This window comes from Bacillus sp. YBsi01 (genome assembly GCF_038406745.1).
Taxonomy (GTDB): domain Bacteria; phylum Bacillota; class Bacilli; order Bacillales; family Bacillaceae; genus Bacillus; species Bacillus siamensis.
The window spans coordinates 547,831-572,228 of the sequence record NZ_CP151679.1; the positions used below are offsets into that span (position 1 = coordinate 547,831).

The window sequence follows — 24,398 nt, forward strand, 5'->3', positions numbered from 1 at the left end:
TTTTTGTCGAATTTACAGTTTACAAACCCTATGTACATACGTTAATATGAACAAATGTGAAAGATTTTGATAGTTATTGAATGAATTTGAGTGATTTTAGTTGCTCGAAGTAAAAAAAGCGTTTACAATAATCTTGTAGGTGAAATGAATACGTTTTCAAAGGAGGCGGAATATGCTCACTCCTGAAAGGTATCAGCTGATCCTTGATCAGATTGAAAAGCGTGACGTGGTAAAGATTCAAGAGCTGATAAGCATGACAAACGCTTCTGAATCAACAATCAGAAGGGATTTATCAACGCTTGAAGAGCGCGGGTTTTTAAAGCGCGTTCACGGCGGGGCATCTAAGCTTTCCAACAGCCGGCAAGAACCCGATATGCTTGAAAAATCCTCCAAAAACCTTCAAGATAAGCTGAAGATTGCAGAAAAAGCGGCATCTTTATTAGAAGAAGGTGACTGTATTTATCTTGATGCGGGAACAACTGCATTGCATATGATTGATTTTATAGATCAAACAAAGGACATTGTGGTTGTCACAAACGGAGTTATGCATATCGACGCTTTAATAAGGAAAGGGATCCCCTTTTATCTTCTCGGAGGATATGTGAAGCATCGAACAGGTGCGATGATCGGCGGCGCCTCATTATCGGCGGTCAGCCAGTACCGGTTTGACAAAAGCTTTCTCGGAGTGAACGGCGTGCACATTGAAGCCGGTTTTACAACACCCGATCCGGATGAGGCTCTTCTGAAGACAAAGGCTGTGAGACAGGCGAAAAACGCGTATGTTTTAGCCGACCCTTCCAAATTCGGCGAGATTTCTTTCGCAGCGTTCGCCGCTTTGGGCGATGCCGTTATCATTACCACTGAATCTGAAGAACTTGCATTCGATAATTACCAAGAAAAAACTGTCGTAAAGGTAGTGAAATCATGATTTACACTGTAACCCTCAATCCGTCTGTTGACTATATCGTTCACGTTGAAGATTTTGCCGTAGGCGGTTTAAACCGTTCCAGCTATGACACGAAGTACCCCGGCGGGAAAGGCATTAACGTTTCGAGATTACTGAAAAGACACCATGTGCCGTCAAAAGCATTGGGGTTTGTCGGCGGATTTACCGGAAATTATATCACGTCATTTTTGCAGCAGGAAGGTCTGGAAACGGCTTTTTCTGAGGTGGATGAAGACACGCGTATAAATGTAAAACTGAAAACGGGCGATGAAACGGAAATTAACGGTCAGGGCCCGACGATTTCAGACGAAGTGTTCAGTGCCTTTTTAGAACAGTTCTCCGCTCTGAAAGAAGGAGACATCGTCGTTTTAGCGGGAAGCATCCCATCTTCTCTTCCGCATAACACGTATGAAAAAATTGCTGAGGCATGCAGAAAGCAGAATGCCCGGGTGGTGGTAGACATCTCTGGTGAAGCGCTTATGAAAGCGACAGAAATGAAACCGTTTTTGATGAAGCCGAACCATCACGAGCTTGGCGAAATGTTCAATACGGTTATTGACTCAGCCGAAGCAGCCGTTCCGTACGGCAAAAAATTAATTGAACAAGGCGCTGAACATGCGATAGTTTCGATGGCTGGCGACGGTGCGCTTTTATTTACGAAAGAGGCGGTTTTCCTCGCTAATGTTCCTAAAGGAAAGCTGGTCAATTCCGTAGGCGCGGGTGATTCCGTTGTCGCGGGATTCCTTGCGGGAATCTCAAAACAGCTGCCTTTGGAAGATGCGTTCCGTTTAGGTGTTGCTTCCGGAAGCGCGACGGCGTTTTCTGAGGAGCTCGGAACTGAAGAGTTTGTACAGCAGCTTCTTCCTGAAGTTAAAGTCACACGTCTATAGAGGAGGAAAGAAAAGTGAAGATAACTGAGCTGTTAACAAGAGATACAATTCATCTCAATATAGAAAGCAAAGAGAAAGAAAACGTTATCGATGAAATGGTGACAGTGCTTGACAAAGCCGGCAGATTAAATGACAGAGAGGCTTACAAAGCAGCCATTTTAAATCGTGAAAGCCAAAGCTCGACGGGAATCGGCGAAGGCATTGCCATTCCTCATGCGAAGACGGCGAGCGTCATTAACCCGGCCATCGCATTCGGACGTTCAAAAGAAGGTGTGGACTATGAATCATTAGACGGTCAGCCGGCACACCTGGTCTTTATGATTGCGGCAACTGAAGGAGCGAACAATACGCACCTTGAAGCATTATCAAGACTTTCAACGCTTCTCATGCGTGAAGAAATCCGCAAACAGCTTCTTGAGGCTGAAACAGAAGATGCGATCATTGACATCATCAATCAGCATGACAAAGATGACGATGAGGAAGAAGAAGAGCAGGAAGAACAGGCAGCGCCGTCAGGAAAGGGCAAAATTCTTGCGGTTACTGCATGTCCGACAGGTATCGCCCATACATTCATGGCTGCTGACGCACTGAAAGAAAAAGCGAAAGAGCTCGGCGTCGACATTAAAGTAGAGACAAACGGCTCAAGCGGAATCAAGCATAAGCTGACGGCTCAGGAAATTGAAGATGCGCCTGCGATTATCGTAGCGGCTGATAAACAGGTTGAAATGGAGCGCTTTAAAGGCAAACATGTTCTTCAAGTGCCCGTAACGGCCGGTATCAGACGTCCTCAAGAACTGATTGAAAAAGCCGTTAATCAAGATGCGCCGATTTACGAAGGCAGCGGCGGAGGATCTGCCTCTTCTAATGAAGACGGCCCGAAACAGAAATCAGGCACAAGCATCGGAAGCACTTTCTATAAACACTTAATGAGCGGTGTCAGCAACATGCTGCCATTTGTCGTCGGCGGCGGAATCCTCGTGGCGATTTCATTCTTCTGGGGAATTCATTCAGCTGAGCCGAAAGATCCGACATACAATACGTTTGCTGCAGCGCTGAACTTTATCGGCGGCGATAATGCGTTAAAACTGATCGTTGCCGTTCTTGCCGGATTCATCGCAATGAGTATTGCGGACCGTCCGGGATTTGCGCCGGGTATGGTCGGCGGATTTATGGCTACGCAGGCGAATGCCGGATTCTTGGGCGGACTGATTGCCGGATTCTTAGCCGGTTATGTCGTAGTCCTGCTGAAAAAGCTGTTTGTCTTTATTCCTCAGACTCTTGACGGATTAAAACCTGTATTGATTTATCCGCTGCTCGGTATTTTTATCACTGGTGTCCTGATGCAGTTTGTCATTAACACACCTGTAGCAGCGTTTATGAATTTCTTAACAAATTGGCTTGAAAGCCTTGGAACCGGAAACCTTGTCTTAATGGGGATTATTTTAGGCGGTATGATGGCTATCGACATGGGCGGCCCGCTCAATAAAGCGGCGTTCACTTTCGGTATTGCGATGATCGGCGCCGGAAACTATGCCCCGCACGCAGCCATCATGGCGGGCGGAATGGCTCCGCCGCTTGGAATTGCACTGGCGACAACATTCTTTAAACATAAATTCTCTAAACGTGACCGTGAAGCCGGTATTACGTGCTACTTCATGGGAGCTGCTTTCGTTACAGAAGGCGCCATCCCGTTTGCGGCGGCTGATCCGCTTCGCGTCATCCCTGCAGCCGTTATCGGTTCTGCGGTAGCGGGCGGACTGACAGAGTTTTTCCGGGTAACGCTCCCTGCACCGCACGGAGGAATATTCGTTGCATTCATTACGAACCATCCGCTGCTTTACTTAATGAGCATCGTGATCGGAGCGGTTGTAACGGCGGTTATCTTGGGAATCGTCAAAAAACCGGTAGTAGAGAAATAAGCAAAAAGCGTCCTTTACGGGCGCTTTTTTCAATCATATGCGCATAGAAGCGTTATGTATTTTGTGATGAGTTGTGATAAAGTAAAGATAGTACATGAACCGTAACAGTGATCGTCTAGGAGGAACCACGTTGACTGAAGAACAAAAACCTACTTCTGAAAAATCGGTAAAAAGAAAATCCAACACGTATTGGGAATGGGGAAAGGCCATCATTATAGCGGTCGCTCTTGCGCTTTTAATCCGCCATTTCCTGTTTGAACCGTACTTAGTGGAAGGATCATCAATGTACCCGACATTACATGACGGTGAAAGGCTGTTTGTCAACAAAAGCGTCAATTATATCGGAGAAATCGAGCGGGGGGACATCGTCATTATTAACGGCGATACATCGAAAGTCCATTATGTAAAGCGGCTCATCGGAAAACCCGGAGAAACGGTGGAAATGAAAAATGACACGCTTTATATAAACGGCAAAAAAATCGATGAACCGTACCTCGCGAGCAATAAAAAAGAAGCGAAAAAACTGGGAGTCAACCTGACGGGAGATTTCGGCCCCGTAAAGGTTCCGAAAGGCAAATACTTCGTCATGGGCGACAATCGGCTGAACTCAATGGACAGCCGGAACGGACTCGGTTTAATTGCCGAAAAACGGATCGTCGGCACCTCGAAGTTTGTGTTCTTCCCGTTTCATGATATGCGTCAGACAAAATAAAAACGCCGCGCTGCCCGATTCGGACGGCCGGCGTTTTTTATTTGGCAAACGAGGCGGCGATGGCGATGAACATTACCGTGGCCAGCACTGATCCGACAATGGCCAGAACGCTGAAAAAAAGATTCACCTGCTGCTTCTCTTTGCCGCGTTTTTCAAGCATCCGTTTTGAAAAGAGATGCGAAAACGTGTAAATGAGGGCGATTCCGACGTACAAGCCGATGTCACGTGCGGTAAAGCCTGTGACGGCCAGAAAAACCCCGGTAAAGAAAATCATAAGACAATATTCTGTAAGTGTTAAAAGCTTCAACTTGTTCCTCCGTGATGAATATGTATATATATCTATTGTATCACAGGGCTTCGGGTTTGGCGCTTGCGTCTTTTCAAAACCCTTATATTCGCAGGGAAACATTTCTCTTCCCCTTTATTCATGGTATACTTTTAATGATGTTAGACACGATGGAGGATTATAAATGATTGCTGTAAATAATGTGAGCTTGCGTTTTGCGGATCGCAAGTTATTTGAAGATGTCAATATTAAATTTACGCCGGGCAATTGCTACGGATTAATAGGCGCAAACGGTGCCGGAAAATCAACATTCTTGAAAATTTTATCCGGTGAACTGGAGCCTCAGACCGGCGATGTTCATATGAGCCCGGGCGAACGCCTTGCCATCCTGAAGCAGAACCATTTTGAATATGAAGATTACGAAGTTCTGAAAGTCGTCATTATGGGACATAAACGTTTATACGAAGTCATGCAGGAAAAAGACGCGATTTATATGAAACCGGATTTTTCTGATGAGGACGGCATCCGCGCCGCTGAGCTTGAAGGAGAGTTTGCGGAATTAAACGGATGGGAAGCTGAAAGTGAAGCCGCTATTTTGTTAAAGGGTCTGGGCATCTCTGAAGACCTGCATACGAAGAAAATGGCGGACTTAGGCGGTTCAGAAAAGGTGAAAGTGCTTTTGGCACAGGCGCTGTTCGGCAAGCCGGACGTTCTGCTGCTTGATGAACCGACGAACCACTTGGATCTGAAAGCGATTCAGTGGCTGGAAGAGTTTCTGATCAACTTTGAGAACACAGTCATCGTCGTATCCCACGACCGTCACTTTTTAAATAAAGTGTGCACGCACATCGCCGATCTTGATTTTAATAAAATTCAAGTGTATGTCGGCAACTATGATTTCTGGTATGAATCCAGCCAGCTTGCATTAAAGCTTTCTCAGGAAGCCAATAAGAAAAAAGAAGAGCAGATTAAACAGCTTCAGGAGTTCGTGGCCAGATTCAGCGCCAACGCCTCTAAATCAAAGCAGGCGACATCAAGAAAGAAACTCCTTGATAAAATTACGCTGGATGATATCAAACCGTCATCACGCCGTTATCCTTATGTCAATTTCACGCCGGAACGCGAGATCGGAAATGACGTGCTGCGGGTAGAAGGCTTAACGAAAACGATTGACGGCGTTAAGGTGCTTGATAACGTCAGCTTTATTATGAACAGAGAAGACAAAATCGCGTTTACGGGCCGCAATGAGCTTGCCGTTACGACATTGTTCAAAATCATTTCCGGGGAAATGGAAGCTGACAGCGGCACATTCAAATGGGGCGTCACCACTTCTCAGGCGTACTTCCCTAAAGACAACAGCGAATATTTCGACGGCAGCGATGCGAACCTTGTAGACTGGCTCCGCCAATACTCGCCGCATGACCAAAGCGAAAGCTTTCTGCGCGGCTTCTTAGGACGCATGCTGTTCTCTGGGGAAGAAGTCAACAAAAAATCAAACGTTCTTTCCGGAGGAGAAAAAGTGCGCTGCATGCTTTCAAAAGCGATGCTTTCCGGCGCGAACATTTTAATTCTGGATGAACCGACAAACCACTTAGACTTAGAATCCATTACCGCGCTTAACAATGGTTTAATCAGCTTTAAAGGCGCTATGCTGTTTTCATCTCATGACCATCAGTTTGTACAGACAATTGCCAACCGCATCATTGAATTAACGCCTAAAGGCATCGTTGACAAACAAATGTCTTATGACGAATTCCTTGAAAATGCGGATGTGCAGAAAAAGCTTGAAGAGCTATACGCGTAATAAAAAAGCAGAGGAGACTCTGCTTTTTATTTGTGAAAAAAGTTTTCAATCTTCTGACTTCCCGTTACAATAAAGGAACATATGAATTGAAAAGAGACGGAGGAATGCATCATGAAGTTTTTAGTTGTCGGAGCAGGGGGAGTGGGCGGTTATATCGGCGCACGTCTTGCAGAGAAGGGAAATGACGTTACGTTTCTCGTCCGTCAGAAGCGGGCGGAACAATTAAAAGAGACGGGATTGACCGTCAAAAGTGCAAATGGTGATGTTTCAATCAAGCCGAAAATAATCATGGCGGGCGAAGAAGGAGAGTTTGACGCCATTATCATCGCATCAAAAGCGTATTCTTTGCAGGACGTCATTGGGGATGTCAAACCGTTTGTCAAACCTTCGTCGGTCATTATTCCTTTTTTAAACGGGTACAGGCACTATAACGAGCTGTTCGAAGCTTTTTCAAAACGGCAGGTGCTAGGAGGCCTCTGCTTTATTGAGAGCGCCCTTAACGAAAAAGGGGACATTCTTCATACGAGCGCTGCCCACCGCTTTGTGTTCGGTGAATGGAGCGGGGAACGCACGGAACGTATAAATGAGCTGGAAAAAGCGTTTGCGGGTGTGAAAGCGGATGTCATCATCAGCCGGGATATTGAAAAGGATATTTGGAAAAAGTACATGTTCATTGCCGCGCAGGCGGGAGTGACCACTTTGTTTCAACAGCCGGTCGGACCTATTTTAGATACAGAAGGCGGCCGCAATACGGCAAAGCGTCTTTTTGCAGAAATCGGAGCCATTTTCAAGGCTGCGGGCATTCCGAAGGCCGCTGACCTTGAAGAAGAGAGTTATCGTACGTTGACAAGCATGTCTTATCACATGAAATCGTCGATGCTGAGAGACATGGAAAATGGCCGGGTGACAGAAGGTGATCATTTACACGGTTTTCTGCTTGAGAAAGCGAAAGGCTTGTCAGTTGATACCCCTGTTTTGGAAACTGTCTTTGCCAACCTGCAAATGTATGAAGCAAAATAAAAAAGGAGGCCGAAGCGCCTCCTTTTTTATTAAAATGCCCAGTTTCCGTTTCTGAAGATTGGTTCTCTTTTGCCGTCAGCAGTAATCCCGTCGATATTCATATCTTTGGAGCCGACCATGAAATCTACGTGCGTAATGCTTTCATTTAAGCCCTCTTTGACAAGCTCTTCCCGTGTCATTTGTTTGCCGCCTTCGATATTAAAGGCATACGCGCTGCCGATCGCCAAGTGGTTTGATGCGTTTTCATCGTACAGTGTGTTGTAAAATAAAATATTTGATTGTGAAATCGGTGAATCGTACGGCACTAAGGCCACTTCTCCAAGATAATGCGAGCCTTCATCGGTTTCGACGATGCCTTTTAAAATCTCCTCGCCTTTTTCAGCTTTCACATCAACGATGCGGCCGTTTTCAAAGGTAAGTGTAAAGTTATCAATAATGTTGCCGCCGTAGCTCAGCGGTTTCGTGCTGGAAACCGTGCCGTTCACCCCATCACGCTGCGGAAGAGTGAAAACCTCTTCTGTCGGCATGTTGGCCATGAATTCGTGCCCGCTCTCATTCACGCTTCCTGCGCCCGCCCATACATGTTTTTTCGGCAATTCAATGGTTAAGTCTGTTCCTTCAGCTTGATAATGCAGGGCGCTGTAATGTTTTTTGTTCAGGTGTTCCACTTTCTCATGAAGGTTTTGATCATGTTTTTTCCATGCTTCCACTGGGTTTTCTTCATTTACTCGGGTCGTTTTGAAAATTTCTTCCCATAAAAGCTGAACAGCTGTTTCTTCCGGCTGATCCGGGAACACTTTTTTCGCCCAGCCTGTTGAAGCGGCTCCGATCACCGTCCAGCTGACCTTATCTGATTGAATATATTGTCTGTATGTATGCAATGCTTTTCCGGCGGCTTTTTGGAACGCTGCAACCCGTTTCCCGTCAGTGCCTTTTAACAGGTCGGGGTCGGATGAGACGACAGAAATAAACGCAGCTCCTTTTTTCGCGAGCTCTTCTTTGCCTTTCGCTTCCCATTCAGGATATTCTTCAAACGCTTCAAACGGAGCCATTTCGTATTTTAATCTGGACAATTCATCGTCCTGCCAATTTACGGTGACGTTTTTTGCGCCTTTTTCATACGAATGTTTAGCCAGCAGTCTGACAAGTTCCCGGACATCGGTTGAGGCATTGATTACGACATGCTGTCCTTTTTGGACATTGACGCCGACTTCTACCGCCAGCCGAGCATATGTATTTAACTTTTCAGTAAACGAACTCATCGTTCATTCCTCCTCATCGGTTTTTCTCATCATATCAAATATCGCCTCATAAAGAAAAGAAAGGAGCGCAAATGAAAAAGACACAGCCTTTGCTGCGTCTTTACGGATGATTCAGTTTTACGGTGCTGCCGGCCGGAGAATGGGGCATATTGGCCAGCGAAATGCTCATACCCCCCAAAATAATTCCGCTTAAAATGACAGCTACCGCTACGCGTCTTCCCACATCTCTAAGCATATGCTTCCTCCTTAATGTTTCTCCAGTTCTCACAATATGAGCCGGCCGGAGAAAAAAGAAGCACAATCTTATTATTTAATCGCTTTTTGCAGCTTGTCGATGACGTCTAACGAACGCCCCGTGCCGATAGCCACTGATTCAAGCGGATTTGCGGCCAAATGAACGGGAACGACGATTTCTTCTGTCAGCCATTCTTTCATCCCGTTTAAAAGCGAGCCCCCGCCAGTTAACACGACGCCGCGGTCAACGATGTCCCCGCTGAGTTCCGGCGGACAATCTTCAAGAGTCGCTCTGATGGCTTCAAGAATATGTAGGAGCGATTCACGCATCGCGTGCTGAATTTCATTAGACTGCAGTCTGATCGTTTTCGGCAGACCGGTTACGAGGTCACGGCCGCGAATTTCCATCGTTTCCGGCACATGTTCAATCAATGCAAAACCGATTTCCATTTTCACTTGTTCTGCCGTACGTTCTCCGATCAGCAGGTTGTATTTTTTTCTGACGAACGAAGCGATATCTTCATCAAGCTGGTCGCCGCCGATTCTGATAGAGTGGCAGGACACGACGCCTCCGAATGAGATGATGGCGACTTCAGTCGTACCGCCTCCGATATCCACGACGACGTTTGCGACCGGCTCGTCAACCGGCAGGTCGGCTCCGATTGCAGCTGCTACGGGTTCTTCAATTAAGTGAACGTTTTTTGCTCCGCAGTTTTTGACAGCGTCACTGATGGCGCGGCGTTCAACGGCTGTTGATCCTGAAGGCGTGCAGACGACGACATTCGGTTTGCGGAAGGTCATCCCGATTTTTTTCCCGGCTTTTTTCATAATGTGTTTTAATAAGTCAGTTGTCATATCATAATCAGCAATGACACCGTCTTTCATCGGCCGTACGGCGACGATTTTCCCCGGCGTCTTTCCGATCATGTTTTTGGCATCTGTTCCGATGGCAAGCACCGCTTTCGTTGTTGTATCTACAGCGACAACGGAAGGCTCGTTTAAAATAATTCCTTTATTTTTACTGTAAACAAGTATATTAGCGGTTCCTAAGTCGATTCCGATCTCAGTTGATTGAAACATATTTTCACCCAATCCCTATCCTGATTTAATTGATTCTACATTTAAAGTTTCTGAGAAAAACCACGATTTTTGGGGGTTTCCGCCGGGAATGAAATGTTTTTGTAAAAAAGGAGGGAAAGTCTGTATCCCGTATTTCAAAAAGGCTTTCTTCTGTAAAAAAACATTCATTACCGGATGCGGAGAAACTTTTGCTCCGTTACTTTCGTCTACGTTTATGAAGGATTTTCCTTGGACATATATAAGAGACATTAAAGGAAGTAGGGGATTTCTATGAAATCAATTGGTGTAGTAAGAAAAGTAGACGAACTAGGGCGTATTGTCATGCCGATTGAATTGAGAAGAGCATTGGATATCGCTATTAAAGATAGTATTGAATTTTTTGTTGACGGAGACAAAATTGTCTTGAAAAAATACAAACCGCACGGCATTTGCTTAATGACCGGAGAAATTACTCCCGACAATCAGGAATACGGCAACGGTAAAATCATTTTAAGCCCTGAAGGAGCGAAAATGCTGCTTGAGGAAATCGAGGAAGCGTTAAAAGATAAATCATAATGATAAAAAGGGCGGAGCGTCATTCCGCCCTTTTATTATGAACTTGTGCAAAAACTCACGGTAAAATCAAGCAAACCTGCTCAAATAATTGGGAATAGTTATCATTTTTTAGTCAATAATGCGGTCAACAATGTTACAATATATGTAGAAATGCTAGCGGCAGGTGGGACTATGGGAAAATATCAAGCGCGTATCATTTCATTAATCTTGGCAATGATTTTTATTATGTTTTGGGATTATTTATTTTATATAATTGAGCGGAATCCGATTAACTGGCCTGTTGATATCACTTTTACCGCCGTCACGTTAATCAGCGTCTGGCTGCTGGCTTATTATGTAGATCATAAAAAGCAGCTGCTGGCGGAGCTGAAGGACAGCGAGCAGAAAGCAAAGGCGCTTTCAGATGAGAAAAACCGGATCATGGACAATCTGCAGGAAATTGTTTTTCAGACGGATTCACAAGGGAATATTACATATTTGAATCAAGCTTGGACGGCGATTACGGGCTATTCCATCAGCGAATGTATGGGCACGATGTATAATGATTATTTTATAAAAGAGAAACATATCATTGATTATATTATCTCCCAAATTAAGCAGCAGTCCCCGTCAGGAATGTTCACGGCTAAATATATTAAAAAAGACGGCACTATCTTTTGGGGAGAAGTTCATTATAAGCTGTATTATGACCGCAGACAGAAATTTGTCGGAAGCCTGGGGACGATGTCTGATATCAGTGAACGGAAAAAAGCGGTTGATGAGCTTCTGGAAACGAACGAACGGCTTGCCATGCAATCTCAAAAGCTGGCTATCGCCGGTGAACTTGCGGCAGGAATCGCCCACGAAGTAAGAAATCCTTTAACGTCAGTCAGCGGCTTTCTCCAGCTGATGAAAGCTCAGTATCCGGAACGAACGGATTATTTCGATATTATTTTTTCGGAAATTAAAAGGATAGATCTTGTGCTGGGAGAGCTGCTTCTGCTCGCCAAGCCGCAGACCGTGACGTTTACCGCCCATCATCTCAACCATATTTTAAGGCAGGTGGCGACGCTTCTTGACACAAACGCGGTGCTGTCAAACACTGTGATTGAGAAGGATTTCAGGCAGACTGAGTCCTGTATGGTCAACGGTGACGAAAACCAGCTGAAACAGGTATTTATCAATATTATTAAAAATGCGATTGAGGCGATGCCTGACGGCGGGAATATTCATATATACACAAAACGGGATGAAGAATACGCGGTGATCAGCATACAGGATGAAGGAAACGGCATGTCGAAAGAAAAGCTTAAAAACATCGGGAAACCGTTTTTCTCGACAAAAGATCAGGGAACAGGCCTCGGTCTTCCGATTTGTTTACGAATTCTCAAGGAGCATAATGGTAAACTTAACATTAAGAGCAAAAATGGAGAAGGCAGTACGTTTCAGGTATTTCTGCCTTTAGAAGCGGATGCTGTCCAAAAGGAGGAAAAATAACTTGCTTCTTTTTGTATACGGTTTGTTACGGAAGCGTGAAGAAAACCATGAGCTGCTGAAAGGCGCTCCGTGTGTGTGCGAGCAGGCCGCGATAAACGGCGTGCTGTATAAAACAGAAAAAGGTCAGCCCGCGGCGTCTTTAGCAGAAACAGCTTTTGTATACGGAGAATTGTATGAAACAGATCATCAGATGATCCGTAAGCTGGATGCGCATTATGCCGATTTTGACCGGGAGGAAGTTGCCGTGACGACGGATCTCGGGAATAAAACCGCCTTCGCATATGTCGTAAAGCCCGAGCAGTGTGCTTCATTCAGCCGGATCAAAAGCGGAGACTGGAAAGAATATCGTTTTATGAAAAGGGAGGATGACAGCCCGGTTTATTATTTCGCTTACGGTTCATGTATGGATAATGCCCGTTTTAAACAGGCGGGGGTCGATCACTTTTTTGCCGAGCCGGTCGGAGGGGCGGTTGTTGAAGGGTATTCTACGAGATTCACGTTAAGGCGTCCTGACGGTTCCAGAGCCGATCTTGTTGAAGACGGCGGCCGTACTGAAGGCGTGCTGTACAAGCTCCCGTTTGAAGCGGCAACCTATCTGTATAAAAGGGAAGGTGTTGATAGCCATACATATCGTCCCGCGTTCATAGAAGTGAATGCCGGCGGCCGTATATACAGGGGCTGCCTGACGTTTCTTGTGCTTGATAAAGCTGAGGAAATTGCGCCTCCGGGTCACTATCAGGAAGAAATCGAACGCGGAGCAGACCTGTATTTATCGCCCGCCTTTTCAGAAAAGCTCAAACGCCATATGAACTCATTGCCCAAAATGTGATACTATTCCTATTAGAGATATTGTTTAAAGGAGTACTGTTATGAGAAAAGAGTTTGCCGTTATCGGTCTCGGACGCTTCGGCGGGAGTATTTGCAAAGCATTAAGTGAAGAAGGCCTTGAGGTCATGGCGATGGATATTGATGAAGATAAAGTAAATGAATATGCCAAAATCGCATCACACGCCGTCATCGGCGATTCAACCGATGAATCGGTGCTGAAAAATCTGGGGCTGCGCAATTTTGACCACGTTATTGTGGCAATCGGCGAAAATATACAGGCGAGCATTTTAACGACGCTGATCTTAAAGGAACTCGGCGTGAACACGATCACGGTCAAAGCGCAGAACGACTATCATGAAAAAGTGCTTGCGAAAATCGGGGCCGACCACATCGTCCACCCTGAACGTGACATGGCAAAACGCATCGCCCACAACATCGTATCAAATAATGTGCTTGATTATTTAGAGCTGTCTGACGAACACAGCATCGTGGAGATCGTAGCCAACAGCAGGCTTGCGGGCAACACACTGCTTGATCTGGACATACGCGCGAAGTACGGCATTAACATCGTGGCCATCAAGAGAGAAAAAGAAGTAATCGTATCTCCGCTGGCGACTGAAATGATCCAAAAAGAAGATATTCTCATCGTTATCGGCTCTCTTACGGACATTTCCCGATTTGAAAAAAGAGTGCTTCATACAAAGTGAAAAGCCGTCCGTAAAAGGACGGTCTTTTTTATATGTCAGAATAGAAAGACATTTATCGTGTAAGCGGTATATTCTGCAGTTTTTATTGACTATGATCAGGCGATCCGATAGCATATTGTACCATATAAAGAAAAAGAGGAGGCCTCATTTTGAACAAAGAAACACTGGCTGAACGGCTGAATGCATCGGCCGGCCGACAAAAAGCCGATACCGTCATTAAAAACGGAAAAATCATGGATGTATTTAACCAGGAATGGATTTCTGCAGATATCGCCATTACGGACGGAGTGATCGTCGGGTTGGGTGAGTATGAAGGGGAAGAAGTCATTGATGCAGAAGGCCAAATGATCGTTCCGGGCTTTATTGACGGACATGTTCATATCGAGTCCTCTATGGTTACTCCGATTGAATTTGCAAAAGCAGTCCTCCCTCACGGAGTGACGACTGTCATTACTGATCCTCACGAAATCGCGAACGTTTCGGGGGCAAAAGGCATTTCATTTATGATAGAGCAGGCGAAAAAAGCGCCGCTGAACATCCGTTTCATGCTTCCTTCCTGTGTTCCGGCCGCAAGCTTTGAACGCTCGGGAGCCGTATTAAAAGCCAAAGATTTAAAGCCTTTTTATCAGGAAAAAGAGGTGCTGGGACTGGCGGAAGTAATGGACTATGTGTCTGTTGCGGAAGGTGAAGAGGATATGCTTCAGAAACTGCTTGATGCCAAGCATTATGGGAAACGGATTGACGGGCATTTAGCCGGACTGTCTTCAGATATCATCAATATATACAGAACCGCGCTAGTGTCAAATGATCATGAAGTGACGACGAAAGAAGAGGCGCTGGACAGAATCAGGCGGGGAATGTATGTCATGCTGCGCGAAGGATCGGTGGCCAAAAATACGCTCAATGTGCTGCCGGCGGTGAACGAAAAAAATGCGCGCCGCTTCTTCTTTTGTACGGATGATAAACATGTAGACGATCTGCTTTCAGAAGGAAGTGTGAACCACCAAGTCAAAATGGCAATAAAAGCGGGACTTGATCCATTCCTTGCGTATCAGCTCGCCAGCTTAAATGCGGCCGAGTGTTACGGCCTTGAAACAAAAGGCGCGGTGGCACCGGGTTTTGATGCAGATCTCTTGTTTATTTCAGATTTGCGGGAGGCTTCCGTCACAAAGACCTTGGTCGCCGGCCGGACCGTTGCCGAGAACGGCTGCCCGGTTTATGAGCAGTCCGCCGGCTCTTATTCTCCGGATCAGGCGCTGTTGGATACAGTACGGCTGAAAGCGCCGCTGACTGAATCAGATTTTCATATGCCGATTCAAGAGGACAGGCTAATGAATGTAATCGAAATCATACCAAATCATTTAGAGACGAGGAAAAGAGAAGTCCCTGCACCGTCTGCCAGCACATTTTGTCCTGATACAGAAAATGATTTATTAAAAATCGCCGTCGCTGAACGCCACAGCGGAGAAAAAATGATAGGTCTCGGGATTGTACAAGGGTTCGGGTTAAAAGAAGGCGCCATTGCCACAACCATTTCTCACGATTCCCACAACATCATCGCTGTCGGTACAAACGATGCCGATTTGGCAAAAGCAATCAACAGACTGCGTGACACCGGAGGAGGGCTGACAGCCGTGAAAAACGGAGAATTGCTTCACTCTGTCCCGCTTCCGATCGCCGGACTTTTGTCTGATAAGTCTGCGGAATGGGTGAATGACAGCCTGGGCGTGCTTCATGAAAAGCTTCCTCTGCTCGGATTCACCGGTAATTTCAATCCGTTTCTTACATTATCGTTTTTAGCGCTTCCGGTGATTCCGGATATTAAAATGACGGCAACCGGTCTGTTTGATGTCAAAGCCTTTCAGCATATTCCGCTGCAATAAAAAAACTGCACTCATCACGAGTGCAGTTTTTTTTTAGACCTCCATAATGATCGGAAGGATCATCGGACGGCGTTTTGTTTTTTCATATAGGAACGGAGCGAGCGTGTCGGTAATTTCGTTTTTAATTTCGGACCACTGCGTTGTTTTCCGATCCATTACTTTCTCAAGATGGTTCGAAATGAGCTGCTGTGCGTCGTTGATTAAATCACCGGATTCTCTCATGTATACAAAACCTCTTGAAATTAAATCAGGTCCTGCCGATACTTTAAAGTCGTCCATGTTGATGCTGACAACAACGATAACAAGGCCTTCTTCTGAAAGAATGCGGCGGTCGCGGAGCACGATATTGCCGATGTCACCGATTCCGCTTCCGTCAATGTAAACGGAGCCGGACGGGATTTTGCCTGCCACAGCGGCTTCTTCGCCTTTGAGCGCCAGCACTTCGCCATTGTCCATAATAAAGCAGTTTTCTTCAGGTATGCCGCAATCAGTCGCGAGTTTGACATGCATTTTCTGCATTCTGTATTCCCCGTGAATCGGCATGAAGAACTTTGGTTTAATCAGGCGGAGCATTAATTTTTGTTCTTCCTGTCCGCCGTGTCCGGATGTATGGATGTCATTCAGCGAACCGTGAATGACTTCTGCGCCCGCACGGTACAACTGGTTGATGGTGCGGCTTACGCTGATTGTGTTTCCGGGAATCGGAGAAGAAGAAAAGACAACCGTATCTCCGGGATTAATGGATATCTGACGGTGCGTGCCGTTAGCGATGCGTGATAGCGCCGCCATCGGTTCGCCTTGGCTGCCCGTACATAAAATCGTTACTTTATTGGCAGGTATACGATTGATTTCGTTATGCTCAATAAACGTATTTTTAGGGCAGCTGATGTAACCGAGAGTCTGTCCAATTTCAATAGCCGATTCCATACTGCGTCCGAATACGGCCACTTTTCTGCCGTTTAAAACGGCAGCTTCAATCACTTGCTGAAGACGGTGTATGTTCGAAGCGAATGTCGCAAATATAATTCTGCCGTCCACTTTTCGGAAAATATCGTGAATGCTTTCGCCTACACGGCGTTCTGACATGGTGAAATCGGGCACCTCACTGTTCGTGCTGTCAGAAAGCAGGCACAAAACGCCTTCTTTCCCGATTTCGGCCATCTTTGTCAAGTTTGCCGGTTCGCCTACCGGTGTGAAATCGAACTTAAAGTCTCCGGTATGTACGATATTGCCCGGCGGTGTTTTGACGACGATTCCGTATGAATCCGGAATGCTGTGTGTCGTTCTGAAGAAGGATACAGACGTCTTCCGGAACTTAACGATGTCGTCTTCACCGATGATGTTTAATTTTGTCTGTCTTAACAGTCCGTGCTCTTCAAGTTTATTCCGAAGTAAGCCGATCGCGAGTTTACCGCCGTAAACGGGAATATTTACTTGTCTGAGCAGGTACGGAATACCGCCGATATGGTCTTCGTGACCGTGGGTGATAAACAGACCTTTAATTTTGTCTTCATTTTTTACTAAATACGTGTAATCGGGGATTACGTAATCAATGCCGAGAAGTTCATCTTCAGGAAACTTAATTCCCGCATCAATCAGTACAATCTCATCCTGAAACTGCACCCCGTACGTATTTTTCCCGATCTCGCCCAATCCGCCGAGGGCAAAAACGGCAGTCTGGTCATTTTTTACAAATTTCATTCCGCTCATAACTCCAATACTTTAAAATTTTCGCTCTGCTTCTCATATTCTAAAAAAGCACCGTCCACAGGCTGAACAAATTCAATGTTGTATTTCTTATCTTTCAGTTTTGTTCTGACGTCCCGTTCTGAAACGCCCTCAATGTAAAGTGAATCTGTATTTTCCCGTACAGGTACTTCGTCAGCCTTCTCTTGATAAAATACCTTATAAATCATCCAAATCTCTCCTTAAATGCCGTATGTTAGACTCGCTTATTCTATTATATTCGAAAACGGATTATAAGGAAAGTCTCGAGCAAAAAAGGGACTTTCAAAAACCGAAAGATCCCTTCTACGCGATGACTTTTTTCCGGAGCATTCCGCCCCACTGTCTTCTGAGTTTCTTCCGTAACCGGCGCAGCATCATATACCTCCTTTAAAGCCCTTTATAGCAGTAGTATGCGGCAAAACCGGATTTGTTTTCGTGGGTAAAATTGGAATTTCATCAAGGCTGTTTGCCGGAAGAAAAACTTTCTGTATGATGATATTGAACAAGACACGACTGATAAACGGGATAAAGGAGAAATTGACATGAAACCAAAACTGATCTTTTTTGATATTGACGGCACGATCTATGATCATGATAAACATATCCCCGATAGCGCAAGAAACGCCGTGGCGGCGCTTCAAGAGGCCGGCCATCACGTTTTTATCGCCAGCGGGCGGTCTCCGTTTATGGTAAAACCGATTCTGGAAGAGCTGGAGATTGAATCATTTATTTCATACAACGGCCAATATGTCGTGTTTGAAGGCGATGTGATTTATAAAAATCCGCTGCCGGAAGATGCAGTCGCGCGTTTATTAAAGCAGGCGGCAGAAGGGGAGCACCCCGTCGTATTCATGGCGGAAGACACGATGAAAACGACCGTTCCGGGACATCCGCACGTCTCGGAAGGAATCGGCAGTCTGAAAGCGCCTTATCCCGAAGTTGATGAAACATTTTATAAAGGAAAAGATATTTATCAGCTGCTTTTATTCTGCCGCGGACATGAAGAAAAAGCATACGCCGCTTTTCCGGAGTTTGATTATGTCCGCTGGCATGAACTGTCAACGGATGTGCTTCCAAAGGGCGGTTCAAAAGCGGAAGGCATTAAAAGAGTGCTTGAGCGCCTTCCGTACAGCATAAGCGACACTTATGCCTTCGGCGACGGACTAAATGATCTTGAGATGATCCGTTTTGTCGGCACCGGGGTGGCGATGGGAAATGCAGTTCCGGAATTAAAGGCTGCTGCTGATTTCGTCACAAAGCCGGTGGATGAAGAGGGAATCAGCTGGGCTGTCAAAGAACTGGGGCTTTTGAAATGAAGAAAACCGGCACTTAAAGAAGTGCCGGTTCTTTTTAACGGTCAATAGCAATGGCGTTTTCAGGTTCTTTTAACGGATTTTCTTGATCGATATGATCGTAAAACATCACACCGTTCAAATGGTCGATCTCATGCTGAAACACGATGGCCGGAAAACCTTTGAGGCGGATGTCAATCTGTTCCCCTTCAAGCGTCGTCGCCTTTACTCGGATGCGTGCGTAGCGCGGCACATAGCCGGGAATGGGTTCGTCTACTGACAGGCAGCCTTCTCCGCTCGTCAAGTAGCTTTTTTCCACTGAGTGGCTGACGATTTTAGGGTTGAAAAGGGCATAGCTGTATAAAGTGCCTTTCGCATCTTCAGCATGAACGGCGATCATCCGTTTTTTTACGTTTATTTGAGGAGCGGCAAGACCGACTCCGGGACGAAGGTTGTATTTCTCGGCTAATTCAGGATTTTGGCTGTTTTTCACAAACTCAATCATATCAGCAAGTTGCTGTTTTTCTTCGTCAGAAGCGGGAAGCCGGACCTCTTCAGCGATCTCTCTGAGCACGGGATGTCCGTCGCGGACAATATTTTCCATAGTAATCAAGAAACTTCACTCCTAAAGCTTAATATGTAAATTATAGCGAACTTCCTTATCGCGGCGCAACGAAACAATTGGCCGGCCATAGCAGGCCGGCCGATGTTCATGGTGTATAAGGTCAGCAGCCGCAGCCTAAATAAGCGGCACCGACGATGATTAATAAGATAAACAATACGACGATTAATGCGAATGTGCGGCCGTAACCGCCTCCGCAGCCGTATCCGTATCCGCCGCCATAACCGTATCCGCCGCAGCAACCGCCGCCAAATCCATATCCGTACATAAAAAAACCTCCTCTTTTAATTACGCTGACCCTTTTCAGCAGGGCCGGCGTCTACTATAAACTATGTAAAAGCCAAAAAGATGTATGGTCATCCGCCCTGTTTTCTCAATTTTTTACGCAAGTACGCTCTCACGGCGCCATAAATGTCTTTGCCCGAAATTTCCGGGAATACCAATTACAGCTCAGCTATTGTCAAAAGGCGTTCTGGCTTCTATAGTGGAAATTGTCAAGATTGGGGGATTTTAAGTGAATATGTTACAAAAAAAGATGCTGGCGGGAATCGGAGCGCTCGCCGCCGCAAGTATGCTGCTTGCAGGCTGCGGGGAGAAAGACCCGGTTGAAACAATTCATGATTCGATGGAAAAAGCCGTACAGGCGGAAAAACCGTTTCAAAAAGAGCAGAAAACATTAGAAAAATTAGAGAAAAAGGAAGATGAGCTGTATAACGAAGTCATTCAGCTGAATATGAATGATTACGAAAAAATCGTCTCACTTTCGGATGAGGCCCTTAAAAACGCGGAACAGCGCAAGCAGCATCTGAAAACGGAAAAAGACAGCATGGACAGTTCGAAAAAAGAATTTGAAACCGTCACACAAACAGCCGGATCGATTAAAGACCGGTCCATTAAGAAAAAGGCGCAAGCAGCAGCCTCACATATGGAAAAACGCTATGATTTATACGGCGGACTCTATAAAGACTATATGAAAGCCATTCAATATGATAAAGAATTGTACAGCGCCATTAAGAAAAAAGACCTGACTGCAGAAGACCTCGACAAGAAGATCGGCAAAGTGAACGATTCCTACAAAAAGGTATTAAAGCAGGGCGGGGCGTTTAACAAGCAGACAAAAGAGTATAATCAGGCCAGAGAAGAGCTGTATAAAGAGGCCGGCTTTCATGTCAATGAAAGCTGAAAACGATGAAAGGTGCCGGATGTCCGGCCCTTTTTTTATGCGGAAAAAAGGATTCTGAATTCTATTGTAGTACAGCAGATGTATGTATACTAGTACAGTTTCGGCGGATGAACAGCTTGTCCCGCCGGAAAAATATAAAGCGAATACATTTATTTAAAATCAACATTTAAAACGATTGACGGGTCTTCTTTATTTAGTGTAAACTTATCCATGTTAAGCGGTGTTGTATCAGTCTTTTACAACTCCGAAATAATACAGTTCAGATCAGATAGTGATGATCCTACATAAAGGTTTCGGCAAACTGGGGATAGGCTAAATATATACGACTTGCTGCTAATACTTTAGGGTATCCTAAGTTTGTATGTATACAGGAATGCACGTCTAATGACTGTTTAAAAGAAAGGAAGAGGTGACTTTAGTATGGCTGCAAAAACGAAAAAAACAATCGTTGACAGTAAGAAGCAATTTGATGCCATTAAGAAGCAGTTCGAAACGTTCCAAATTTTAAATGAAAAGGGAGAAGTCGTGAATGAAGCGGCGATGCCTGATTTAACAGATGATCAATTAAAAGAGCTTATGCGCCGCATGGTATACACACGCGTGCTTGATCAGCGCTCTATCTCATTAAACCGTCAGGGACGTCTCGGTTTCTACGCTCCTACTGCCGGCCAGGAAGCTTCACAAATCGCAACGCATTTCGCGCTTGAAAAAGAAGATTTCGTTCTTCCGGGCTACCGCGATGTGCCTCAATTAATCTGGCACGGTCTGCCGCTTTACCAAGCGTTCTTATTCTCCCGCGGACACTTCCGCGGAAACCAAATGCCAGATGATGTGAACGCCCTTTCTCCGCAAATCATTATCGGTGCTCAATACATCCAAACTGCCGGTGTAGCGCTCGGTCTTAAAAAACGGGGTAAAAAAGCCGTAGCTATCACGTACACAGGTGACGGCGGCGCCTCTCAAGGGGACTTCTACGAAGGAATCAACTTTGCCGGAGCTTACAAAGCGCCAGCGATCTTCGTAGTGCAAAATAACCGCTATGCGATTTCAACTCCTGTTGAAAAACAATCAGCGGCTCAAACAATCGCTCAAAAAGCGGCTGCAGCAGGTATTGTCGGCGTTCAGGTTGACGGTATGGATGCCCTTGCGGTGTACGCTGCAACTGCTGAAGCGCGCGAACGCGCAATTAACGGCGAAGGCCCGACACTGATCGAAACACTTACGTTCCGTTACGGTCCGCATACAATGGCCGGTGACGATCCGACTAAATACCGCACAAAAGAAATCGAAAACGAATGGGAGCAGAAAGATCCGCTCGTCCGTTTCCGCGCTTTCCTTGAAAACAAAGGCCTGTGGTCTGAAGAAGAAGAAAGCAAAGTCATTGAGGCTGCAAAAGAAGAAATTAAGCAGGCCATCAAAAAAGCAGATGCTGAACCGAAACAAAAAGTGACTGATTTAATCAAAATCATGCACGAAGAATTGCCTTACAACCTAAAAGAGCAATTAGAAACTTATACACAGAAGGAGTCGAAGTAAGCCATGGCGCAAATGACAATGATTCAAGCAATCACGGATGCGTTACGCACAGAACTGAAAAATGACGAAAATGTCTTAGTTTTCGGAGAAGACGTTGGTGTTAACGGCGGCGTATTCCGTGCGACTGAAGGATTGCAAAAAGAATTCGGTGAAGACCGTGTATTTGATACGCCGCTTGCTGAATCCGGTATCGGCGGTCTCGCTCTTGGTTTAGGGTTAAACGGTTTCCGTCCGGTTATGGAAATCCAATTCTTCGGATTCGTATATGAGGTAATGGATTCAGTTTCAGGCCAAATGGCCCGTATGCGCTACCGTTCAGGCGGCCGCTGGAGTTCTCCGGTGACAATCCGTTCTCCATTCGGCGGCGGGGTTCACACTCCTGAACTTCACGCTGACAGCTTAGAAGGCCTTGTGGCTCAGCAGCCGGGTATTAAAGTTGTTATTCCGTCTACTCCGTATGACGCAAAAGGACTTTTAATTTCTGCAATCCGTGACAACGACCCAGTCGTTTTCTTAGAACATATGAAACTTTACCGTTCTTTCCGCCAGGAAGTTCCTGAGGAAGAATACACAATTGAGCTTGGAAAAGCTGACGTGAAACGCGAAGGTGCTGACCTTTCTATCATCACATACGGCGCAATGGTTCATGAGTCGCTTAAAGCTGCTGAAGAGCTTGAAAAAGAAGGCGTTTCTGCTGAAGTTATCGATCTTCGCACTGTAAGCCCGCTTGATATCGATACGATTATCGCTTCTGTTGAAAAAACAGGCCGCGCAATTGTCGTGCAAGAGGCTCAAAAACAAGCAGGTGTCGGCGCCAACGTTGTAGCTGAAATCAATGACCGCGCGATCCTGAGCCTGGAAGCTCCGGTACTGCGTGTCGCAGCGCCTGATACAGTATTTCCTTTCTCGCAAGCTGAGAGCGTATGGCTTCCAAACCATAAAGACGTTCTTGAAACTGCGAAAAAAGTTCTTGAATTTTAATCAGGCTTCATAACAGGAGGGAAAGACACACGTTCTTTTCCTCTATTATAAACCTGTTTTTAAAGGTTCAATGCTTGCGTATGCATAACTAAAATTTGCTTAATCAACTAGGAGGTCGAAAACTGTGGCATTTGAATTTAAACTTCCGGATATCGGGGAAGGTATCCACGAAGGCGAAATCGTAAAATGGTTTGTTAAGCCAAACGACGAGGTAGAAGAAGACGATGTACTGGCTGAAGTGCAAAATGATAAAGCAGTGGTAGAAATTCCTTCACCTGTTAAAGGAAAAGTATTAGAATTAAAAGTTGAAGAGGGAACGGTTGCAACTGTTGGACAAACGATTATTACGTTTGACGCACCTGGTTACGAAGATCTTCAATTTAAAGGAAGCGACGAATCCGGCGATGCGAAAACTGAAGCGCAAGTTCAGTCTTCCGCTGAGGCAGGACAGGACGTAGCGAAAGAAGAACGCGCAGCAGAGCCTGCAAAAGAAACTGGCGCAGGACAGCAGGACCAAGCGGAAGCTGATCCGAACAAACGCGTGATCGCTATGCCTTCTGTACGCAAATATGCACGTGAAAAAGGCGTTGATATCCGAAAAGTAACAGGTTCAGGAAATAACGGACGTGTTGTAAAAGAAGATATCGACAGCTTTGTAAACGGCGGAGCTCAAGAAGCGGCACCGCAAGAAACAGCGGCGCCTCAGGAAACGGCTAAACCTGCAGCGGCTCAGGCTCCTGAAGGCGAGTTCCCTGAAACACGCGAAAAAATGAGCGGTATCCGTAAAGCGATTGCTAAAGCAATGGTGAACTCTAAGCATACTGCACCGCACGTAACTCTTATGGATGAAGTTGACGTAACAAATCTTGTTGCTCACCGCAAACAGTTCAAACAAGTTGCTGCTGATCAAGGCATCAAGCTGACTTACCTGCCTTACGTCGTAAAAGCCTTAACATCTGCTCTGAAAAAATTCCCTGTTTTAAACACATCTATTGATGATAAAACAGATGAAGTGATCCAAAAACATTACTTCAACATCGGAATTGCAGCGGATACTGAAAAAGGCCTGCTTGTGCCGGTAGTAAAAAATGCCGACCGTAAAGCCATTTTCGAAATCTCTGATGAAATTAACAGCCTTGCTACAAAAGCGCGTGAAGGCAAGCTTGCGCCTGCGGAAATGAAAGGCGCTTCTTGCACAATCACAAATATCGGTTCTGCCGGAGGCCAATGGTTCACACCGGTTATCAACCACCCAGAGGTTGCGATTCTCGGTATCGGCCGCATCGCTGAAAAGGCGATCGTCCGCGACGGTGAAATTGTAGCTGCTCCTGTCTTAGCTCTTTCTCTCAGCTTTGACCACCGTATGATTGACGGAGCAACTGCACAAAATGCGTTAAACCACATCAAGCGTTTACTGAACGATCCACAACTTATTTTAATGGAGGCGTAATGTT

The 24,398-nt window shown here is 45.7% G+C and carries 24 protein-coding genes; 16 read left to right on the plus strand and 8 right to left on the minus strand.

The window, feature by feature from the left end; translation table 11 throughout:
• Window positions 1-172 precede the first annotated feature (172 nt).
• The 4 genes from AADZ70_RS03150 (at window position 173) to lepB (ending at window position 4,467) form a co-directional block, all read left to right on the plus strand.
• Entirely contained in the window at window positions 173-928 is a 756-nt protein-coding gene (locus tag AADZ70_RS03150; RefSeq protein ID WP_016936280.1) for a DeoR/GlpR family DNA-binding transcription regulator, read from the plus strand.
• On the plus strand, window positions 925-1,836 hold the full coding sequence (gene pfkB / locus AADZ70_RS03155; RefSeq protein ID WP_016936279.1) for a 1-phosphofructokinase: 912 nt from the start codon (window positions 925-927) through the stop codon (window positions 1,834-1,836). The genes AADZ70_RS03150 and pfkB overlap by 4 nt, the downstream gene beginning before the upstream one ends.
• Before the next feature lie 14 nt (window positions 1,837-1,850).
• A complete protein-coding gene (locus AADZ70_RS03160) occupies window positions 1,851-3,755 on the plus strand; it encodes a fructose-specific PTS transporter subunit EIIC (protein ID WP_342007713.1) in 1,905 nt (634 codons plus the stop codon).
• 130 nt (window positions 3,756-3,885) lie between these two features.
• Window positions 3,886-4,467: a signal peptidase I gene (gene lepB, locus AADZ70_RS03165; protein ID WP_007611132.1), complete on the plus strand. Its 582-nt coding sequence runs from the start codon at window positions 3,886-3,888 to the stop codon at window positions 4,465-4,467.
• A gap of 37 nt (window positions 4,468-4,504) precedes the next feature.
• Here lepB and AADZ70_RS03170 read toward each other — a convergent pair whose 3' ends face one another.
• A complete protein-coding gene (locus tag AADZ70_RS03170; protein ID WP_015239771.1) occupies window positions 4,505-4,774 on the minus strand; it encodes a hypothetical protein in 270 nt (89 codons plus the stop codon).
• 163 nt (window positions 4,775-4,937) lie between these two features.
• Between AADZ70_RS03170 and AADZ70_RS03175 the strand changes: the two genes are divergently transcribed.
• Together AADZ70_RS03175 and AADZ70_RS03180 are read left to right on the plus strand one after the other, a co-directional pair.
• Window positions 4,938-6,557, plus strand: coding sequence for an ATP-binding cassette domain-containing protein (locus AADZ70_RS03175; protein ID WP_016936276.1), 1,620 nt, complete (start codon window positions 4,938-4,940; stop codon window positions 6,555-6,557).
• Window positions 6,558-6,668: 111 nt separating this feature from the next.
• Window positions 6,669-7,577 carry a ketopantoate reductase family protein gene (locus tag AADZ70_RS03180; protein WP_342007714.1) on the plus strand — a complete coding sequence of 303 codons (909 nt, stop codon included), beginning with the start codon at window positions 6,669-6,671 and terminating at the stop codon, window positions 7,575-7,577.
• Window positions 7,578-7,606: 29 nt separating this feature from the next.
• On the opposite strand, the gene AADZ70_RS03185 is transcribed toward AADZ70_RS03180, so the two are convergent.
• From AADZ70_RS03185 to mreBH, 3 genes are all read right to left on the minus strand, one after another.
• Complete coding sequence (locus AADZ70_RS03185; protein ID WP_342007715.1) at window positions 7,607-8,839, minus strand: aminopeptidase; 1,233 nt, start codon at window positions 8,837-8,839, stop codon at window positions 7,607-7,609.
• 100 nt (window positions 8,840-8,939) lie between these two features.
• Window positions 8,940-9,074 (minus strand): protein YkpC, encoded by a 135-nt coding sequence (locus AADZ70_RS03190; protein ID WP_016936273.1) that lies wholly within the window; start codon window positions 9,072-9,074, stop codon window positions 8,940-8,942.
• A 71-nt stretch (window positions 9,075-9,145) separates the two neighbouring features.
• Window positions 9,146-10,153, minus strand: coding sequence for a cell shape-determining protein MreBH (mreBH, locus tag AADZ70_RS03195; protein ID WP_029575211.1), 1,008 nt, complete (start codon window positions 10,151-10,153; stop codon window positions 9,146-9,148).
• Between the two features lie 270 nt (window positions 10,154-10,423).
• Here mreBH and AADZ70_RS03200 point away from each other — a divergent pair, with 270 nt between their 5' ends.
• From AADZ70_RS03200 to ade, 5 genes are all read left to right on the plus strand, one after another.
• The gene (locus tag AADZ70_RS03200; protein WP_013352109.1) at window positions 10,424-10,708 is read left to right on the plus strand and encodes an AbrB/MazE/SpoVT family DNA-binding domain-containing protein; all 285 of its coding nucleotides are present in this window, start codon (window positions 10,424-10,426) and stop codon (window positions 10,706-10,708) included.
• A gap of 171 nt (window positions 10,709-10,879) precedes the next feature.
• Window positions 10,880-12,184, plus strand: coding sequence for an ATP-binding protein (locus AADZ70_RS03205; protein WP_342007716.1), 1,305 nt, complete (start codon window positions 10,880-10,882; stop codon window positions 12,182-12,184).
• Between the two features lies 1 nt (window position 12,185).
• Entirely contained in the window at window positions 12,186-13,013 is an 828-nt protein-coding gene (locus tag AADZ70_RS03210; protein WP_099744284.1) for a gamma-glutamylcyclotransferase, read from the plus strand.
• A gap of 40 nt (window positions 13,014-13,053) precedes the next feature.
• Window positions 13,054-13,719 carry a Ktr system potassium transporter KtrC gene (gene ktrC / locus AADZ70_RS03215; protein WP_003154554.1) on the plus strand — a complete coding sequence of 222 codons (666 nt, stop codon included), beginning with the start codon at window positions 13,054-13,056 and terminating at the stop codon, window positions 13,717-13,719.
• A 149-nt stretch (window positions 13,720-13,868) separates the two neighbouring features.
• On the plus strand, window positions 13,869-15,602 hold the full coding sequence (ade, locus tag AADZ70_RS03220; protein WP_342007717.1) for an adenine deaminase: 1,734 nt from the start codon (window positions 13,869-13,871) through the stop codon (window positions 15,600-15,602).
• 33 nt (window positions 15,603-15,635) lie between these two features.
• Here ade and rnjA read toward each other — a convergent pair whose 3' ends face one another.
• Together rnjA and AADZ70_RS03230 are read right to left on the minus strand one after the other, a co-directional pair.
• Window positions 15,636-17,303 carry a ribonuclease J1 gene (rnjA, locus tag AADZ70_RS03225; protein WP_029575210.1) on the minus strand — a complete coding sequence of 556 codons (1,668 nt, stop codon included), beginning with the start codon at window positions 17,301-17,303 and terminating at the stop codon, window positions 15,636-15,638.
• A gap of 5 nt (window positions 17,304-17,308) precedes the next feature.
• A complete protein-coding gene (locus AADZ70_RS03230; protein WP_045926930.1) occupies window positions 17,309-17,518 on the minus strand; it encodes a DNA-dependent RNA polymerase subunit epsilon in 210 nt (69 codons plus the stop codon).
• A gap of 354 nt (window positions 17,519-17,872) precedes the next feature.
• Here AADZ70_RS03230 and AADZ70_RS03235 point away from each other — a divergent pair, with 354 nt between their 5' ends.
• Window positions 17,873-18,646 (plus strand): Cof-type HAD-IIB family hydrolase, encoded by a 774-nt coding sequence (locus AADZ70_RS03235; RefSeq protein ID WP_045926931.1) that lies wholly within the window; start codon window positions 17,873-17,875, stop codon window positions 18,644-18,646.
• Between the two features lie 34 nt (window positions 18,647-18,680).
• Here the strand turns inward: AADZ70_RS03235 and def are convergent, their stop codons facing one another.
• The gene (gene def, locus AADZ70_RS03240) at window positions 18,681-19,235 is read right to left on the minus strand and encodes a peptide deformylase (protein ID WP_016936264.1); all 555 of its coding nucleotides are present in this window, start codon (window positions 19,233-19,235) and stop codon (window positions 18,681-18,683) included.
• Between the two features lie 112 nt (window positions 19,236-19,347).
• Complete coding sequence (locus AADZ70_RS03245; protein WP_342007718.1) at window positions 19,348-19,512, minus strand: YjcZ family sporulation protein; 165 nt, start codon at window positions 19,510-19,512, stop codon at window positions 19,348-19,350.
• Between the two features lie 246 nt (window positions 19,513-19,758).
• On the opposite strand from AADZ70_RS03245, the gene AADZ70_RS03250 reads away from it, so the two are divergent.
• The 4 genes from AADZ70_RS03250 (at window position 19,759) to pdhC (ending at window position 24,394) form a co-directional block, all read left to right on the plus strand.
• Complete coding sequence (locus AADZ70_RS03250) at window positions 19,759-20,427, plus strand: YkyA family protein (RefSeq protein ID WP_080752427.1); 669 nt, start codon at window positions 19,759-19,761, stop codon at window positions 20,425-20,427.
• Window positions 20,428-20,847: 420 nt separating this feature from the next.
• Window positions 20,848-21,963: a pyruvate dehydrogenase (acetyl-transferring) E1 component subunit alpha gene (gene pdhA / locus AADZ70_RS03255; protein ID WP_013352119.1), complete on the plus strand. Its 1,116-nt coding sequence runs from the start codon at window positions 20,848-20,850 to the stop codon at window positions 21,961-21,963.
• A 3-nt stretch (window positions 21,964-21,966) separates the two neighbouring features.
• A complete protein-coding gene (gene pdhB / locus AADZ70_RS03260) occupies window positions 21,967-22,944 on the plus strand; it encodes a pyruvate dehydrogenase complex E1 component subunit beta (RefSeq protein ID WP_016936262.1) in 978 nt (325 codons plus the stop codon).
• Window positions 22,945-23,068: 124 nt separating this feature from the next.
• Window positions 23,069-24,394: a pyruvate dehydrogenase complex dihydrolipoyllysine-residue acetyltransferase gene (gene pdhC / locus AADZ70_RS03265; protein WP_342007719.1), complete on the plus strand. Its 1,326-nt coding sequence runs from the start codon at window positions 23,069-23,071 to the stop codon at window positions 24,392-24,394.
• Window positions 24,395-24,398: the final 4 nt, after the last annotated feature.